The following is a 17995-nucleotide window of genomic DNA, read 5'->3' as shown; positions in this document are numbered from 1 at the left end:
GCCTCAGCAGAAATGCTGAGGCTTTTTTCGTTTCTGCATCACGGCTTCTGATATGTGAATCGCCACTGATTTCCTATACAGCTTTTAGTTATACTTGGACTGCCCCGGGTCTTATACCAATCTAAGTAAAAATATGATCTAATTGTATTTATCATATTCTCTTCATTTGTTGTTATGGATAACTTTAAGAATACCGACTTTAATTCACTAGCTCGTAAGCAAACATCTATTCAAATGAAGATGCGGCTACTTGCACTTGCTCATTTTCAAGATGGAAAGTCCCGAACACAAATTGCACGTTTTTTGAAAGTGAGTAGAACGAGTGTTAATAAGTGGGTACATGTCTTTTTAGAGGAAGGCTTAGCTGGGTTGCAAGAGAAGCCACGTACAGGTAGGCCACCATTTCTTAGCAAGAAACAACAAGCCCAACTCGCTGACTATATAGAAAAAAGAGCAAATAGCGATCAAGGTGGTAGATTGACGGGGGCACATATTCATAGCTACATTTTATCTGAGTTTGGTAAAAGCTATCATCCTGACTCAATCTATTATTTGTTGAATCATATGGGGTTTTCGTGGATAACCTCACGCTCTAAGCACCCAAAACAATCAATTGAAGCCCAGGAGGAGTTTAAAAAAATTCCAAATTAAAACGATCCTTAAGATCCCCGGGCACCTTTCTTTAGATCGCATTGATATTTGGTTTCAAGATGAAGCAAGATTTGGCCAACAAAATACGACAACGAAGATTTGGGCCAGAACGGGTACCAGACCACGGGTTGTACGGCAGCAGCAATTCGAATATGCATACCTATTTGGTTCTGTATGTCCTAATAGGGGCATAGGTCAGGCAATAGTCGTTCCATGGACGAGCAAGGAAGCGATGCACCTCCACTTAAAACAGATCTCGGACGTCACTGATATAGATCGACATGCTGTCGTGATAATGGATGGAGCCGGTTGGCATACCGAAGGTATCGCAGATGAATTCAAAAATGTCAGCATCATCAAATTACCGCCTTATTCACCAGAGCTAAATTCAATCGAACAAGTATGGAGCTGGATGCGCCAGCATTGTCTCGCCAATAGAGTTTTTAGAAATTATGAAGACATTGTCGATAGCGTTTGTGATGCCTGGAATACCTTTACCGATAGTTCAGAACGAGTGACACAAATGTGTTCTAGGGACTGGGCAAATATGACCAGTTAGTTTTCCAGTTTGGTATTATGGACAAATTTCACCTAAGCTTGGACTGACCAGATTAATCCAATCTCTATCACATATTCTTTTGTGCGGCTTCTCTCGCTCCTAAAACGATTCCATGCGTTAGTACATTGATTCACTATATCGTCCTATTCATCAAACAACGGTTGGCTAGCTCATTTTGTCTCATCCATTGCCATACTTGCTCGACAAGATTAAGTTCTGGGGAAGTAGAAGTACTTATTCCCTTTACAAGACCAGCGACCATTTCTAGTTGTTGTGGCGTTAATCTAGATGGCCGAACAGGATTAGGCTTATCGTTTAAACTATCAATTCCGTTCTTCAAGTAGAGGCTGACCTACTTATTAACACTTCCCCTAGCTACCCTGAGGTACCTTACGATCCCTGCTCTGGATTTGTTTTCGAGAAAATGGCTGATGGCAAGGTAGTGAACTTTAATCCGATAATACTTCGCTAAAAAGACATATTTAGCTCAATATTCTCAGAACCGATACGATGAGGTAGCAGAACAACTAAATAGCCGTCCTAGAAAAATATTAAACTTTAAAACCCTACTACAGATAATTGAAAAGAGTGTTGCATTGACAGGTTGAATCTACAGCGGCGTACTTTGCAAGTCACCCAGAGTAAGGTACGCCTTTATTCAAGAGCGTCACCACTACCACTCTCTACGGCAACGGTGTCAGTTGTTTGAGCTTCATTATTCTGGCGGGTATTGCGTTGACCTAAGTCAGGCTAAAGTGAAGCGACAACGTGATGCAGCGAGCATAACTGCGAGTACAGTTGGATATCGTAAGTCTAGAGTTCGTGGTGGTGAGAAACACGTGGTGATACCAAATCGTTTAGAGCTGCGATTTAATCCGTTACCCAACAAAGCTTGGGTAACGGATATCACCTATATCAAAACACATGAAGCTTGGCTCTATCTTGGAGCGGTGATGGATTTGTTTTCTCGCCGCATTATTGGTTGGCCAATGGGCAGCCGAATAACTAAAGAGCTTGCATTAGATGCGCTATTAATGGCGTGTGGCGATGTAAATCTGAAGGTAAAGTGTTAGTGCACTCAGATCAAGGAAGTCATTACACCTGCCATGCTTGGAACGCGTTTTTGAGTGCTCATGGTTTGCAAGGAAGCATGAGCCGTCGAGGCAAATTGCCATGATAACGCGGTGGTGGAGAGTTTCCTTCAATTGCTAAAACAAGATCGGATCAAGCGGAAACTCTATGCGACAAGAGAAGCCGCGAAGATGAATGTTTTTAATTATATTAAGATGTTTTATAACTCCAAAGGATACTATCTATCTAGTAATTGGCTATCATCGTTAGAGTATGAGCGTAAGTATTTTAATGAAGCTAAATTATTGCCAGATACAATATGCAATGATGTAGGAGGATGTTGTCAGGCTATGGCTATCCTACTAGCACTTTGTTACCTCGTGAAGCAGTGATAAGTTTGATTGGTTTATGCGTTAGGTTGTTGTTTTGTGGGTAAGTCTGTGCATAACCAGTGTGGTCTATGTGCTTAAGTGAGGTATAAAAACTAATTGCTTTTTTAGTGAAAAAATCCCTTGCGCCCATCCGAGAACTGCCTATAATGCGCATCCACTGACACGGCACAGCAGGCCAACTACCTAGGTAGTACGGGACTTGCAGCGGTGTTAGCGAGTTGAACTCTTCGGAGATTAACTCAGGTGATAAGCACTTTTAAGGGCTTCGACTGATGGCTTCTGTTTAAGAAATCATCGCTTGGAAAGCTTCTTAAAATAAGCACTTGACGCCAACAACGGGACGTGTAAAATACGCATCCCTAAGCCAACGACCTAGCGTCAACGGCGGCTAAATGAAAGATTGATTCTCTCATGCTAGCAACGCTCTTTAACAAGATGAAACAAGAAATCTGTGTGGACACTCACAGGTGTTGAGTTAATCGAAATTGCCTAACCTTCGGGTTGGCAATCAAAGAATTAAATCAATGTAACGATGAGTGTTCATAGCAATATGTACAAACGTTTTTAAGATTCTTCCGAGTCTTTTAAACGGAATCAGAATTCATTGAGCCGAATCGCAAGATTCAACAAAACTTTAATTGAAGAGTTTGATCATGGCTCAGATTGAACGCTGGCGGCAGGCCTAACACATGCAAGTCGAGCGGTAACAGGAAGAAAGCTTGCTTTCTTTGCTGACGAGCGGCGGACGGGTGAGTAATGCCTAGGGAACTGCCCAGTCGAGGGGGATAACAGTTGGAAACGACTGCTAATACCGCATACGCCCTACGGGGGAAAAGAGGGGACCTTCGGGCCTTCTGCGATTGGATGTACCTAGGTGGGATTAGCTAGTTGGTGAGGTAATGGCTCACCAAGGCGACGATCCCTAGCTGTTCTGAGAGGATGATCAGCCACACTGGGACTGAGACACGGCCCAGACTCCTACGGGAGGCAGCAGTGGGGAATATTGCACAATGGGCGCAAGCCTGATGCAGCCATGCCGCGTGTGTGAAGAAGGCCTTCGGGTTGTAAAGCACTTTCAGCGAGGAGGAAAGCTTAAGCGTTAATAGCGTTTAGGTGTGACGTTACTCGCAGAAGAAGGACCGGCTAACTTCGTGCCAGCAGCCGCGGTAATACGAGGGGTCCAAGCGTTAATCGGAATTACTGGGCGTAAAGCGTACGCAGGCGGTTTGTTAAGCGAGATGTGAAAGCCCCGGGCTCAACCTGGGAATTGCATTTCGAACTGGCAGACTAGAGTCTTGTAGAGGGGGGTAGAATTTCAGGTGTAGCGGTGAAATGCGTAGAGATCTGAAGGAATACCGGTGGCGAAGGCGGCCCCCTGGACAAAGACTGACGCTCAGGTACGAAAGCGTGGGGAGCAAACAGGATTAGATACCCTGGTAGTCCACGCCGTAAACGATGTCTACTCGGAATTTGGTGTCTTGAACACTGGGTTCCCAAGCTAACGCATTAAGTAGACCGCCTGGGGAGTACGGCCGCAAGGTTAAAACTCAAATGAATTGACGGGGGCCCGCACAAGCGGTGGAGCATGTGGTTTAATTCGATGCAACGCGAAGAACCTTACCTACTCTTGACATCCAGAGAATTCGCTAGAGATAGCTTAGTGCCTTCGGGAACTCTGAGACAGGTGCTGCATGGCTGTCGTCAGCTCGTGTTGTGAAATGTTGGGTTAAGTCCCGCAACGAGCGCAACCCTTATCCTTATTTGCCAGCACGTAATGGTGGGAACTTTAGGGAGACTGCCGGTGATAAACCGGAGGAAGGTGGGGACGACGTCAAGTCATCATGGCCCTTACGAGTAGGGCTACACACGTGCTACAATGGCAAGTACAGAGGGTTGCAAAGCCGCGAGGTGGAGCTAATCTCACAAAGCTTGTCGTAGTCCGGATTGGAGTCTGCAACTCGACTCCATGAAGTCGGAATCGCTAGTAATCGTGGATCAGAATGCCACGGTGAATACGTTCCCGGGCCTTGTACACACCGCCCGTCACACCATGGGAGTGGGCTGCACCAGAAGTAGATAGCTTAACCTTTCGGGGAGGGCGTTTACCACGGTGTGGTTCATGACTGGGGTGAAGTCGTAACAAGGTAGCCCTAGGGGAACCTGGGGCTGGATCACCTCCTTACCTATACGACTAACTCAATATTTGCTGAGTGTTCACACAGATAACTTGTTCTTGTTAGAGCAGGTGGCACGTCTTAACGGCGATGCTTGTTCTTTAAAAATTTGGAAAGCTGATAGTGTTAATGTGAAAGGGATAGTGACGTACTTGTACGTGATTATTTGTAGCATTGACGCGAAAATTAAAATTGAGTTCTCAAACACTTAAATCAAGTGCCGAGTCATTGTAATGATGATTCATGAGTATTCTTTTGGCGAAAGTAAACACCATTAGTTGCGATACAACATCAAGCTTACCCGCTTGATAAAGTTTGTTTCCTTGTGAAACTCATTTGGGTTGTATGGTTAAGTGACTAAGCGTATACGGTGGATGCCTTGGCAGTCAGAGGCGATGAAGGACGTAGTAACTTGCGAAAAGCGTTGGCGAGCTAGTAACAAGCATTTGAGCTAACGATGTCCGAATGGGGAAACCCACATGCATAAGCATGTATCACAACATGAATACATAGTGTTGTGAGGCGAACCCGGGGAACTGAAACATCTAAGTACCCGGAGGAAAAGAAATCAACCGAGATTCCCCTAGTAGCGGCGAGCGAACGGGGATTAGCCCTTAAGCGTAGAGGGTGTTAGTGGAATGTGTTGGAAAGCACAGCGGCACAGGGTGATAGCCCCGTACATGAAAACTAACTTTACGTGAAAACGAGTAGGACGGGACACGTGACATCTTGTCTGAACATGGGGGGACCATCCTCCAAGGCTAAATACTCCTGACTGACCGATAGTGAACCAGTACCGTGAGGGAAAGGCGAAAAGAACCCCTGTGAGGGGAGTGAAATAGAACCTGAAACCGTATACGTACAAGCAGTGGGAGCGGTTCTTGAGACCGTGACTGCGTACCTTTTGTATAATGGGTCAGCGACTTACATTTTGTAGCGAGGTTAAGCGAATAGCGGAGCCGTAGGGAAACCGAGTGTTAACTGCGCGTTTAGTTGCAAGGTGTAGACCCGAAACCCGGTGATCTAGCCATGGGCAGGTTGAAGGTTGAGTAACATCAACTGGAGGACCGAACACACGTATGTTGAAAAATGCGGTGATGACTTGTGGCTGGGGGTGAAAGGCCAATCAAACCGGGAGATATCTGGTTCTCCTCGAAAGCTATTTAGGTAGCGCCTCGAGCGAATACCATTGGGGGTAGAGCACTGTTAAGGCTAGGGGGTCATCCCGACTTACCAACCCTTTGCAAACTCCGAATACCAATGAGTACTACTCGGGAGACACACGGCGGGTGCTAACGTCCGTCGTGAAAAGGGAAACAACCCAGACCATCAGCTAAGGTCCCAAAGTTATTGCTAAGTGGGAAACGATGTGGGAAGGCTTAGACAGCTAGGATGTTGGCTTAGAAGCAGCCATCATTTAAAGAAAGCGTAATAGCTCACTAGTCGAGTCGGCCTGCGCGGAAGATTTAACGGGGCTAAGCAATACACCGAAGCTATGGGTACTAGCGCTTGCGCTAGTGCGGTAGAGGAGCGTTCTGTAAGCCGTTGAAGGTGAAGGGGTAACCCACGCTGGAGGTATCAGAAGTGCGAATGCTGACATGAGTAACGATAAAGGGGGTGAAAAACCCCCTCGCCGAAAGACCAAGGGTTCCTGTCCAATGTTAATCAGGGCAGGGTGAGTCGACCCCTAAGGCGAGGCCGAAAGGCGTAGTCGATGGGAAACAGGTTAATATTCCTGTACTTCTGCTAACTGCGATGGAGAGACGGAGAAGGCTAGGCTAGCGCGGCGTTGGTTGTCCGCGTTTAAGGCTGTAGGTGGTGCACTTAGGCAAATCCGGGTGCACATACACTGAGAGTTGATGACGAGGTTCTACGGAACTGAAGTAGTTGATGCCATGCTTCCAGGAAAATCTTCTAAGCTTCAGGTTAGCAGGAATCGTACCCCAAACCGACACAGGTGGTTGGGTAGAGAATACCAAGGCGCTTGAGAGAACTCGGCTGAAGGAACTAGGCAAAATGGTACCGTAACTTCGGGAGAAGGTACGCTCCTGTTGGTGATGAGACTTGCTCTCTAAGCTGACGGGAGTCGCAGATACCAGGTGGCTGCAACTGTTTATCAAAAACACAGCACTGTGCAAACTCGCAAGAGGAAGTATACGGTGTGACGCCTGCCCGGTGCCGGAAGGTTAATTGATTGGGTTATCTTCGGAGAAGCTCATGATCGAAGCCCCGGTAAACGGCGGCCGTAACTATAACGGTCCTAAGGTAGCGAAATTCCTTGTCGGGTAAGTTCCGACCTGCACGAATGGCGTAATGATGGCCACGCTGTCTCCAGCCGAGACTCAGTGAAGTTGAAATTGCGGTGAAGATGCCGTATACCCGCGGCTAGACGGAAAGACCCCGTGAACCTTTACTATAGCTTGGCACTGAACATTGACCCTACATGTGTAGGATAGGTGGGAGACTTTGAAGCAGGAACGCCAGTTCTTGTGGAGTCAACCTTGAAATACCACCCTTGTAGTGTTGATGTTCTAACTCTGGCCCCTGAATCGGGGTTGAGGACAGTGCCTGGTGGGTAGTTTGACTGGGGCGGTCTCCTCCCAAAGAGTAACGGAGGAGCACGAAGGTTGGCTAAGTACGGTCGGACATCGTACGGTTAGTGCAATGGCATAAGCCAGCTTAACTGCGAGACATACACGTCGAGCAGGTGCGAAAGCAGGTCATAGTGATCCGGTGGTTCTGAATGGAAGGGCCATCGCTCAACGGATAAAAGGTACTCCGGGGATAACAGGCTGATACCGCCCAAGAGTTCATATCGACGGCGGTGTTTGGCACCTCGATGTCGGCTCATCACATCCTGGGGCTGAAGTCGGTCCCAAGGGTATGGCTGTTCGCCATTTAAAGTGGTACGCGAGCTGGGTTCAGAACGTCGTGAGACAGTTCGGTCCCTATCTGCCGTGGGCGTTGGATGATTGAAGGGAGCTGCTCCTAGTACGAGAGGACCGGAGTGGACGAACCGCTGGTGTTCGGGTTGTCATGCCAATGGCATTGCCCGGTAGCTACGTTCGGAATCGATAACCGCTGAAAGCATCTAAGCGGGAAGCGAGCCCTAAGATGAGTCATCCCTAGGACTTTAAGTCCTCTAAAGGGCCGTAGGAGACTACTACGTTGATAGGCAAGGTGTGTAAGCGTTGTGAGGCGTTGAGCTAACTTGTACTAATGACCCGTGAGGCTTAACCATACAACCCAAAAGGGTTTCCAGTTAATGGTTAACTTTAGCGAAAGAATACCGACACTTGATTTAGTGTACTCAAATTTAAAACAGCTTTCTAAATTTCCAAATTTGTCTGGAAACCATAGCATTGTGGTACCACCTGATCCCATCCCGAACTCAGAAGTGAAACGCAATCGCGCCGATGGTAGTGTGGGGTCTCCCCATGTGAGAGTAGGTCATTTCCAGGCGCCTAATACGATAAAGCCCGTTGCTAATGCAACGGGCTTTTTTCGTTTTAGCCTGGAGATAACCACTCGAACATGGGGAAGTAAATAGTCCGAACGTAGTGAGGCTCAACCCCATGTAGAGTAGGGTGAAGCGGCTGCGCTTATCAAGCGTAGCTTGATGCTGGAGCTGAACGCGGAGAGCTAGCTCGAAGCTGACCATAACAGACGCCTAATACCAAACTGGAAAACTAACTGGTCATATTTGCCCAGTCCCTAGAACACATTTGTGTCACTCGTTCTGAACTATCGGTAAAGGTATTCCAGGCATCACAAACGCTATCGACAATGTCTTCATAATTTCTAAAAACTCTATTGGCGAGACAATGCTGGCGCATCCAGCTCCATACTTGTTCGATTGAATTTAGCTCTGGTGAATAAGGCGGTAATTTGATGATGCTGACATTTTTGAATTCATCTGCGATACCTTCGGTATGCCAACCGGCTCCATCCATTATCACGACAGCATGTCGATCTATATCAGTGACGTCCGAGATCTGTTTTAAGTGGAGGTGCATCGCTTCCTTGCTCGTCCATGGAACGACTATTGCCTGACCTATGCCCCTATTAGGACATACAGAACCAAATAGGTATGCATATTCGAATTGCTGCTGCCGTACAACCCGTGGTCTGGTACCCGTTCTGGCCCAAATCTTCGTTGTCGTATTTTGTTGGCCAAATCTTGCTTCATCTTGAAACCAAATATCAATGCGATCTAAAGAAAGGTGCCCGGGGATCTTAAGGATCGTTTTAATTTGGAATTTTTTTAAACTCCTCCTGGGCTTCAATTGATTGTTTTGGGTGCTTAGAGCGTGAGGTTATCCACGAAAACCCCATATGATTCAACAAATAATAGATTGAGTCAGGATGATAGCTTTTACCAAACTCAGATAAAATGTAGCTATGAATATGTGCCCCCGTCAATCTACCACCTTGATCGCTATTTGCTCTTTTTTCTATATAGTCAGCGAGTTGGGCTTGTTGTTTCTTGCTAAGAAATGGTGGCCTACCTGTACGTGGCTTCTCTTGCAACCCAGCTAAGCCTTCCTCTAAAAAGACATGTACCCACTTATTAACACTCGTTCTACTCACTTTCAAAAAACGTGCAATTTGTGTTCGGGACTTTCCATCTTGAAAATGAGCAAGTGCAAGTAGCCGCATCTTCATTTGAATAGATGTTTGCTTACGAGCTAGTGAATTAAAGTCGGTATTCTTAAAGTTATCCATAACAACAAATGAAGAGAATATGATAAATACAATTAGATCATATTTTTACTTAGATTGGTATAATACTTCTCGAAAGAGAGTCGATAAATCCCCAGCATTTTGTGTTGGGGATTTTTTCGTTTAACCGCTGTTGAAATGACCACTCGAACATGGGGAATAGAGCGAGACACCTGCATTTATCAAGTGAAGCTTAATACTGGCTGGGTAGTAAAATTCCACATCTATGTAGGTCAGCGCCGAGATCTAGCTCGAAGCAGATCATCATAGACCCATTTTTGATGCCACTTTAAAAAAGTGAAGACAAAAAGAGTTCTCGAAAGCTCGAAAGGAAAGATAGTCTATAAAGCCCGTTGCTAACGCAGCGGGCTTTTTTGTATTTGGGCTTACCTTGTCTGTTTCTAGTAACTATGTTGCTTGTTATATTCATATAGAAGCGTGAAAAGCACAATACAGCCCAAGGCTGCCAACACCGTGTGTGAAGTGGGATAACTGCGCCCTGGGATTTTTGACGCCGAAGAGTCAACGCATTAATGTCGATACTACCTAGAGGAACTGTCTATTGGTCGAAAATACTATTGCTATTGAATCTTGTGTTGCCTACCTTATGGCAAGATAAGTACGTGGTCTCAAGGGATAGATATGAAAATAGAGATGATTTGCACTGGTGAAGAGGTGCTTTCAGGACAGATTGTAGATACCAATGCCGCGTGGGCAGCCAATGCATTGATGGATCACGGCATAGAGATGCAACAACGTGTCACCGTTGGCGATAGATTGGATGATTTGGTACAGGTCTTTCAAGAAAGAAGCCAACACGCTGATATTATTTTGGTTAATGGTGGCTTAGGGCCGACCAGTGACGATCTATCTTCGTTAGCGATGGCCAATGCTAAAGGTGAACCATTGGTTGAGTGTGCAGAGTGGCGTGCTCGCCTTGAAGAGTGGTTCACTCGAAATGGTCGTCAAATGCCGCCAAGTAACCTTAAGCAGGCGCTGCTACCTGAGTCGGCAATCATGGTTGATAACCCAGTGGGCACGGCTTGTGGTTTTAGGGTAAAGCTCAATCGAGCTTGGTTATTCTTTACTCCGGGCGTGCCATTTGAATTTAAACGTATGGTTGAAGAGCAATTTATTCCATTTGTTAAGCAACAGAGCGACGTCCATGCCGAAGTTGAAGTTTATAAATTATTAACTATTGGTAGTGGTGAATCCGTGTTGGCCAATCAGCTTGAGGAGTTAAGCTTACCTGAAGGGCTGACTTTAGGTTATCGCTCGTTTATGCCGTATATCGAAATTAAATTATTTGCTCGTGGGGCCGAGGCGATTGCACAATTACCTGAGGTGGTTGCTGTTATAAAGCAGCAACTCGGTGAGTGTGTGGTGGCGGATAATAGTGATTCATTAGCTAAGGTCGTGCATCAGTTGCTCCTTGAGCAAGCAAGCAGTTTGAGCGTAGCTGAGTCTTGTACTGGGGGCATGATGGCCAGTAATCTTGTGGCTTTTGCTGGGAGTTCTGGTTATTTACATCAAGGATTAGTCACTTACAGTAACGAGTCTAAGATAAAGGTGCTCGGGGTCAAATCGACCACACTCGATGAGCATGGGGCCGTCTCAATCGCAACAGTCACTGAGATGGCGCAAGGTGTGCGAGGTCTTTTAAACAGTGATTATGCTTTGGCAACTAGCGGCATTGCTGGCCCTGATGGGGGGACAGAGCAAAAGCCAGTTGGTACTGTCGCTATCGCACTGGCCACGGAAAGTGGCACCTATAGTCAAATGCTCAAGTTTCCGGGACGATCTAGGGAGCTAGTACGCGCCCTAAGTACTGCGGTAGCTTTCGATATGTTACGACGCGCACTGTTACAGCAAGCGGTGATCGTGGATTATGGTTATTACCACAGAGTCGAATAGTGATTAAGGTATATTTTTAATCTTTAAAAATCAGTTTTAATTTACCCGGAGTGACCTCAATTCGTTTGGTCATTTCGGCAATTAATGCCTGATTGCTTTGTTGGGTATCGAGTACATAAACGGGTTGAGTCTCAAGAAAGTGGGTTAAAAACCCCATCAGTTGCGGCGCTATTGGTGCGATAGCTGTTTCGATATCTTTAGGCGTTGAGGCGACTTCAACCAAACGCAGTTGGCGTAGATACACACTGTGGGTGTTGGCGTCATACCAAGGCTTGGCTTCAAATTGTGTAGTTAACTTTGCCATGAGTGGCATCAAGGGGTTACGTACCTTAACTGTACTACTGGCAGTAATGGCCATGATGTCAGGTTTATGCCCTAACTTCACAGCCACATCATTAACGCGCATTTCAATGCCAAACAGGGTATTACCCTGCTTGGTGTCGAAATGTATAGCATCATTAAGATAGTTGCTGAGTTGTTTTTCGCTGATGCTGTATTGACTGGCGCACCCAGTCAATAGCAGCAAAATACTCAGCATCGCTATGCGTAAAAGGTTCATCAACCGGTATTTCTCATGCCTGCTGCAACGCCTGCAATGGTGAGCATTAGGGCTAATTCGACATTGCTTGATGCGGCCTCATCTTTGCGAGTTCGGGCCAGTAGCTCTGCCTGTAAAAAGTTTAGGGGATCGATATAAGGGTTACGAAGCTCAACCGATTCTCGATTCCATGGGGTATGTGACATCAAGGTTTCTGCTTGAGTCAGCGCTAACACCGCCTTTATACCCGTGGCCATTCTGCTGCGTAACTCCTCACCAAGATGGTGCAACTCTTTGGGTACTAAGCAGGTTTCGTAATATTTAGCTAGATTAGGTTCGGCCTTGGCATACACCATCTCTAACATAGAAATACGAGTTTCAAAAAATGGCCATTGCTGCTCCATCTCTTGCAGTAGTGCTAGCTCGCCGCGATCGGCTGCCGCTTGTAAGGCTTCACCTGCGCCTAACCACGCTGGCAGCATAAGGCGGTTCTGTGACCAAGCAAAGATCCATGGGATCGCCCTAAGGCTCTCAATTCCACCATCGACCCGGCGTTTGGCCGGACGACTTCCTAAGGGTAGCTTACCCAGTTCTACCTCGGGGGTTGCTGCACGGAAGTAGGCGACAAAGTCAGGTTCGTCTCTGACTATCCTACGATAGGCTTTAACCGAATCGGCTGCTAGCCGCTCCATAGCATCACGCCACTCAGGCTTAGGCTCTGGCGGTGGTAAGAGCGTCGCTTCCATAACGGCCGAGGTGTAGAGTGCCAAGCTTTGTACCGCTAATTTTGGGAGGCCAAATTTAAAGCGGATCATCTCACCTTGTTCTGTTACGCGGATGCGTCCATCTACTGAGCCAGGCGGTTGGGATAAGATCGCTTTGTGTGCCGGTCCGCCCCCACGGCCAATGGTGCCGCCACGACCATGGAACAAAGTGAGTTTAATATCGGCTCGTTTACATATTTGTACTAGCTGCTCTTGAGCGCGGTATTGTGCCCAAGCTGCTGCCATAACCCCGGCATCTTTGGCTGAATCTGAGTAACCTATCATCACCTCTTGGCTACCTTTACAGTAGCCACGATACCAGTCGATATTAAATAGCGCTGACATGCAGCTTGAGGCATTGTTGAGATCATCTAAGGTTTCAAACAATGGCACCACACGCATGGGATGCGGACAGCCGGCTTCTTTTAGCAATAACAGTACGGCTAGCACGTCCGAGGGTTGACTGGCCATGGAGATCACATAGGAACCAAGCGCTTTAGCTGACTGATTGGCGACCAATCTAACGGTGCTTAAGACCTCTGCCACATCATCACTGGGTTGCCAATTATGCGGGATGAGTGGGCGCTTACCCGTAAGTTCTCTAAGCAAGAAGGCTTGTTTTTCGTGTTCATCCCAGTGGTGGTAATCCCCTAAGCCTAAGTAGCGGGTAAGTTCGGCAATGGCATCGCTATGGCGCTGGGCATCTTGGCGAATATCGAGTCTTAGCATGTGGATGCCAAAACAAGCGATACGGCGCAGCATGTCGAGCAATAAGCCGTTAGCAATCAGGCTCATGCCTGACTCTGTGAGGCTGTTGTACAGCAAAGTAAGCGGCTGCTTTAGATCATCTTCATGCCAAATGAGGGTGCTTAAGTCCACTTCGGGAGAGTGACCCTCGAGTCGCAAGTTTAGGTAATCTATGGTATCGCGTAATTTTTGTCTTAAGTCTCGCAGCACATCACGGTAAGGCTCATGACTATGGTTAGTGAGTGCTGACAGCTCTGCGTTCGCCTCTTCCATTGACAGTTCATTGACCAGAAGCACCACATCTTTAAGGTAGAGTCTTGCCGCCGTATGACGGTTACGATCTAAGACTTCTTGGGTAATTTTGGCGGTAACAAAGGGGTTGCCATCACGGTCACCTCCCATCCAACTAGAGAAGCGCACTGGGGCGATATTGGTGGGCAGCTGTTTGCCGGTGCGCTCTTCAACTTGTTCATTGAGTTGACGTAAAAAGTCTGGAATGGCCTGCCACAATGACGCTTCAATAGTGCTCAATCCCCAGCGCGCCTCATCGACGGGTGTTGGGCGTTCATGGCGGATCTCATTGGTATGCCAGATTTGCGCGATCAGTTGGCGTAATCTAAGGTGGTTCTGCTTTTTTTCGCGGTCGGTGAGCTGTGGGTTTTCTAAGGCTGCGAGAATATCGACGACTGCCGAGTATTTTTGGATCAGCGTGCGTCGAGAAATTTCAGTTGGATGGGCTGTCAGTACCAAATCGATATCGAGTGTTTGTAAGCACTCGAGCATTTTGTCTTGATCAACTCGTCCATTAAGCATCCGCCCCAGCAACTGCTCTACAGGATCGGGCACGCAGACTAATTCGTCGCAATTTCTACTGATGGTGTGAAACTGCTCGGCAATATTGGCAAGGTTTAAAAATTGATTAAAGGCTTTGGCAAATGGCACTAACTCATCATCGGGAAGGGCGGCTAATAGCGTCAGCATCTGCTCTCTTGCCGCATCATCTCCTTGGCGTGAACTTTTAGCCAAGTGCCTAATCTGTTCAATTTTATCTAAAAATGGCTCATCCAAGTGGGTGCGAATGGTATCGCCTAAGATCTGACCTAAAGTCCCTACATTGGATCGTAATGATGCGTACATATCAGCCATAAATGCTCCATACCTCTAAGTTAATCATTCACAATACCCAGCCAATTAGGCTGCGGTCAAGATAGCACATCTGGATATTACAAACTTATGTGCTGCACATCACTGCTTAACGACTCTTAAATTGCATTGTTATTGCATTATCACTTCTGTTTTGGGATTGCTGCGGGCTTTATGGCGGCAGCCTAGTTATCGGCTACTATCCTAGGGCTGGGCTGAGTATCAAGTAGCCAAAAAAGCATCAGTTATGACGTTTTTTCGCAAAAACCATCACAAATATATATTCACAAGTATTGCATAAATAATTTCTCGTGATAATCTATCCAACAGCTAAGGCAAGAGCCTTTATTTACAGCGTATTATTGAGACGATAAATGAAGATTTCATACATAAAAACAGATTATAAGGTTAGCTACACAAACTTCCTGCGACGATAAACTTGTCATGTTGGTATCTCTACCAGGGCTTAAGTTGTGCCCCTCTTTTTCCTTTATGGTTAATTAATAAGAAGTCTATAAGTATGAAAAACATCGCTATAATTGGCGCCAGTGGATACACAGGTGCACAAATAACTGCATTAATTCAGGCCGATAAAGAGTTACAGATACAAGGTCTGTATGTGTCTGAAAACAGTCTCGATAAGGGCAAAGCCCTGGCCGATTTGTATCCTGTATATTGCCATATCACCTTACCGCTATTGCCGCTTTCTGAAGCTGCTAAGCAGACAATAATTACTGAGGCCGATGCCGTTGTGTTGGCGACTGATCATGGTGTCAGTTTGCATCTTGCTGCTTACTTTTATGCTCAAGGATTAACGGTGTTTGACTTAAGTGGTGCTTATCGGTTTGCCGATATGCAGCAATACCCTAAATGGTATGGCTTTGAACATGAATATCCAGAGGTGCTTGCTAACGCGGTTTATGGGTTGGCTGAATGGAATCATGCAGCAATTGCAAACAGTAAAATGATTGCTGTACCAGGCTGTTACCCTACCGCATCGTTGACAGCCCTAAAGCCATTAGCCTCATTACTAGGTGAAAGCCTGCCGGTGATCAATGCGGTTAGCGGAGTAACCGGCGCCGGGAGAAAGGCGCAGCTGCACACCAGCTTTTGCGAAGTAAGCCTCACCCCTTATGGTGTGTTAGGGCATAGACATCAACCAGAAATTGCCATTCAGTTAGGCAAAGAGGTTATCTTCACGCCGCATCTTGGTAACTTTAAGCGTGGGATTTTAGCCACGATTACTGTGCAGCTTAAAGCCGGGGTGACTGAAGCCGATATAGCTAACGCGTATAGCGTCTACAATGAATGCCCACTGGTTCATGTATATCAACATCAATTTCCTAAGGTCGATGATGTCGTGCTGACGCCCAACTGTTTATTAGGCTGGAAATTCGATGCCCAAACGGGGTACCTCGTAGTGGCGAGTGCAATCGATAATTTGATGAAAGGGGCAGCTAGCCAAGCTCATCAATGCATAAAGATTCACTTTAATTATTCATAATCAAATTCACGAGAGAATAGCCATGATATCTTCACAGCAACCTTTAGTACTTAAAGTCGGTGGCGCGCTATTACAGTGCGAAATGGGAATGGCTCGCTTAATGACCACAGCAGCCAATATTATCAAGACAGGACAAGCTGTCATTATGGTGCACGGTGGTGGTTGTTTGGTGGATGAGCAATTGGCCGCCAATGGCATGCAAACCGTTAAGCTTGACGGTTTACGGGTTACGCCAGCTGAGCAGGTACCGATAGTCGTGGGGGCGTTAGCAGGGACATCTAACAAGATATTACAGGCGGCGGCAGTTAAAGCCGGTGTGACCTGCGTAGGCATGAGCCTAGCCGATGGCGGTATTGTCTCGGCGCAGATAAAGGATGAGCAGCTGGGATTTGTCGGCGAAGTTAGCCCAAAAGATGCGACCTATCTGAATTTTATTTTGGCACAAGGCTGGATGCCCATCGTCAGCTCCATCGCTGTGGATGACTTAGGTCAGCTATTAAATGTCAATGCCGATCAGGCAGCAACTGTCTTAGCTAAATTGGTTAATGGCAAATTAGTTTTACTGTCTGATGTGAGCGGCGTACTTGATGGTAAAGGGCAGCTTATTACCTCTTTGAATAAGGCCGAAGCTGCTGAGTTGACTCGTCAAGGTGTTATCGACAAAGGCATGAAAGTTAAAGTGGAAGCGGCTTTAGAAGTGGCGCAGTGGTTGGGGCAACCCGTGCAGGTTGCTTCATGGCGCGATAGTGCTCAGTTAGCGGCATTGGTGCAAGGTGAAGCCATCGGTACTCAAGTACTGCCGCAATAACCTTAATTGAATATTCGCCAAGGATTTTTATTTTCAGGAGTAGAGTTATGAACCACCTATTATCGATTAAAGAGCTGAGCCAACAAGAGTTGGTGGAATTACTGTCATTGGCTAAAACGATCAAAGCGAATCCTGGTGACTACCGCACCGCATTAGACGGTAAGAGTGTGGTGATGTTATTTGAAAAGCCTTCACTACGCACTCGTGTTAGCTTCGATATCGGTATCAATAAACTCGGTGGTCATAGTGTCTACTTAGATCAACAAAATGGTGCCTTAGGCCAGCGCGAACCCGTGTCAGATTTTGCCGCTAACATCTCTTGCTGGGCCGATGCGATTGTTGCGAGAACCTTTTTACATTCAACCGTTGAGGCGCTTGCCGAGCACGGTACAGTACCTGTAATTAATGCCTTATCGGATATGTATCACCCTTGTCAGGGCTTAGCCGATTTCCTCACCTTGGCAGAACAATTTGACGATTTGAGTCAGCTTAAATTGGCTTATGTTGGCGATGGTAACAATGTGACTCACTCCTTGATGTACGGCGCGGCATTATTGGGTGCCACCATGACGGTTATCTGTCCTCAGGGACATTTTCCCGATGGTAAGGTTGTACTCGAAGCGCAAAAAATTGCAGCCGCTCACGGTGGTGAGTTAATGTTAACCACCGATGTTGACAAGATTGCCGGTCACGATGCGATTTATACCGATACTTGGATCTCCATGGGCGACAACACCAGCCTCGATGACATTAACGATAAATTTGGCCCTTATCAGGTTAATAGCACCATGATGCAAAAGGCAGGAGCAAAATATTTTATGCATTGCCTGCCAGCTTACCGCGGCGTAGAGGTAACTGCCGATGTGGTCGATGGCGAAGGATCATTGATTTTACAGCAGGCCGAAAATCGTATGCATGCACAAAATGCCGTATTAGTGACACTATTAAGTTAATTAATTTCCCCTACAACACCGTTGAATGCCTTAGCGTTCATGAATACATCATTAG

At 46.6% G+C, this 17995-nt stretch carries 8 protein-coding genes, 3 rRNA genes and 3 pseudogenes; 10 read left to right on the top strand and 4 right to left on the bottom strand.

What is annotated here, in order from left to right; all coding sequences use genetic code 11:
• Positions 1 to 174: 174 nt before the first annotated feature.
• A protein-coding gene (locus tag AC5YB1_RS00530; protein ID WP_494518896.1) for an IS630 family transposase occupies positions 175 to 1210 on the top strand; the annotation gives its coding sequence in 2 pieces (ribosomal slippage) (positions 175 to 633 and positions 635 to 1210; 1035 coding nt in all).
• A gap of 15 nt (positions 1211 to 1225) precedes the next feature.
• Here AC5YB1_RS00530 and AC5YB1_RS00525 read toward each other — a convergent pair.
• Positions 1226 to 1433, bottom strand: a pseudogene (locus tag AC5YB1_RS00525) (hypothetical protein); the annotation flags it as partial.
• Between the two features lie 238 nt (positions 1434 to 1671).
• On the opposite strand from AC5YB1_RS00525, the pseudogene AC5YB1_RS00520 reads away from it, so the two are divergent.
• From AC5YB1_RS00520 to rrf, 5 genes and pseudogenes are all read left to right on the top strand, one after another.
• Positions 1672 to 1818 (top strand): annotated as a pseudogene (locus AC5YB1_RS00520) (IS30 family transposase); the annotation flags it as partial.
• Between the two features lie 9 nt (positions 1819 to 1827).
• Positions 1828 to 2583: pseudogene (locus AC5YB1_RS00515) on the top strand (IS3 family transposase); the annotation flags it as partial.
• A gap of 725 nt (positions 2584 to 3308) precedes the next feature.
• Positions 3309 to 4855 (top strand): 16S ribosomal RNA (locus tag AC5YB1_RS00510).
• A 339-nt stretch (positions 4856 to 5194) separates the two neighbouring features.
• Positions 5195 to 8088: ribosomal RNA gene (locus AC5YB1_RS00505) — 23S ribosomal RNA — on the top strand.
• A 105-nt stretch (positions 8089 to 8193) separates the two neighbouring features.
• Positions 8194 to 8309 (top strand): 5S ribosomal RNA (gene rrf / locus AC5YB1_RS00500).
• Together the 16S, 23S and 5S rRNA genes form the textbook arrangement of a ribosomal RNA operon.
• A gap of 227 nt (positions 8310 to 8536) precedes the next feature.
• Here rrf and AC5YB1_RS00495 read toward each other — a convergent pair.
• Positions 8537 to 9572, bottom strand: a protein-coding gene (locus AC5YB1_RS00495) for an IS630 family transposase (RefSeq protein WP_494518896.1) whose coding sequence is annotated in 2 segments (ribosomal slippage) — positions 8537 to 9112 and positions 9114 to 9572 — 1035 coding nt in all. Because the reading frame shifts where the segments join, the coding sequence is not laid out codon by codon here.
• Positions 9573 to 10211: 639 nt separating this feature from the next.
• Between AC5YB1_RS00495 and AC5YB1_RS00490 the strand changes: the two genes are divergently transcribed.
• Positions 10212 to 11483, top strand: coding sequence for a CinA family nicotinamide mononucleotide deamidase-related protein (locus tag AC5YB1_RS00490; RefSeq protein ID WP_494520341.1), 1272 nt, complete (start codon positions 10212 to 10214; stop codon positions 11481 to 11483).
• 16 nt (positions 11484 to 11499) lie between these two features.
• Here AC5YB1_RS00490 and AC5YB1_RS00485 read toward each other — a convergent pair whose 3' ends face one another.
• Positions 11500 to 12042 carry a YceB family lipoprotein gene (locus AC5YB1_RS00485; RefSeq protein ID WP_494520340.1) on the bottom strand — a complete coding sequence of 181 codons (543 nt, stop codon included), beginning with the start codon at positions 12040 to 12042 and terminating at the stop codon, positions 11500 to 11502.
• Positions 12042 to 14678 (bottom strand): phosphoenolpyruvate carboxylase, encoded by a 2637-nt coding sequence (ppc, locus tag AC5YB1_RS00480; protein ID WP_494520339.1) that lies wholly within the window; start codon positions 14676 to 14678, stop codon positions 12042 to 12044. The genes AC5YB1_RS00485 and ppc overlap by 1 nt, the downstream gene beginning before the upstream one ends.
• Before the next feature lie 517 nt (positions 14679 to 15195).
• Between ppc and argC the strand changes: the two genes are divergently transcribed.
• The 3 genes from argC to AC5YB1_RS00465 are packed head-to-tail and all read left to right on the top strand — an operon-like array spanning position 15196 to position 17940.
• Entirely contained in the window at positions 15196 to 16179 is a 984-nt protein-coding gene (gene argC, locus AC5YB1_RS00475; protein WP_494520338.1) for an N-acetyl-gamma-glutamyl-phosphate reductase, read from the top strand.
• Between the two features lie 22 nt (positions 16180 to 16201).
• Positions 16202 to 16987 (top strand): acetylglutamate kinase, encoded by a 786-nt coding sequence (gene argB, locus AC5YB1_RS00470; RefSeq protein WP_110458996.1) that lies wholly within the window; start codon positions 16202 to 16204, stop codon positions 16985 to 16987.
• A 47-nt stretch (positions 16988 to 17034) separates the two neighbouring features.
• Positions 17035 to 17940 (top strand): ornithine carbamoyltransferase, encoded by a 906-nt coding sequence (locus tag AC5YB1_RS00465; RefSeq protein WP_494520337.1) that lies wholly within the window; start codon positions 17035 to 17037, stop codon positions 17938 to 17940.
• Positions 17941 to 17995: the final 55 nt, after the last annotated feature.

Source organism: Shewanella sp. 433 (assembly GCF_059338565.1).
The sequence above is the reverse complement of the archived record's forward strand: the minus strand, read 5'-3'. Positions and strand labels throughout refer to the sequence as shown.

Bases quoted from the DNA above. Each gene is read 5' to 3' on its own strand.
- AC5YB1_RS00490 (WP_494520341.1), top strand. From the start codon at position 10,212: ATGAAAATAGAGATGATTTGCACTGGTGAAGAGGTGCTTTCAGGACAG.
- AC5YB1_RS00485 (WP_494520340.1), bottom strand. From the start codon at position 12,042: ATGAACCTTTTACGCATAGCGATGCTGAGTATTTTGCTGCTATTGACT.
- ppc (WP_494520339.1), bottom strand. From the start codon at position 14,678: ATGGCTGATATGTACGCATCATTACGATCCAATGTAGGGACTTTAGGT.
- argC (WP_494520338.1), top strand. From the start codon at position 15,196: ATGAAAAACATCGCTATAATTGGCGCCAGTGGATACACAGGTGCACAA.
- argB (WP_110458996.1), top strand. From the start codon at position 16,202: ATGATATCTTCACAGCAACCTTTAGTACTTAAAGTCGGTGGCGCGCTA.
- AC5YB1_RS00465 (WP_494520337.1), top strand. From the start codon at position 17,035: ATGAACCACCTATTATCGATTAAAGAGCTGAGCCAACAAGAGTTGGTG.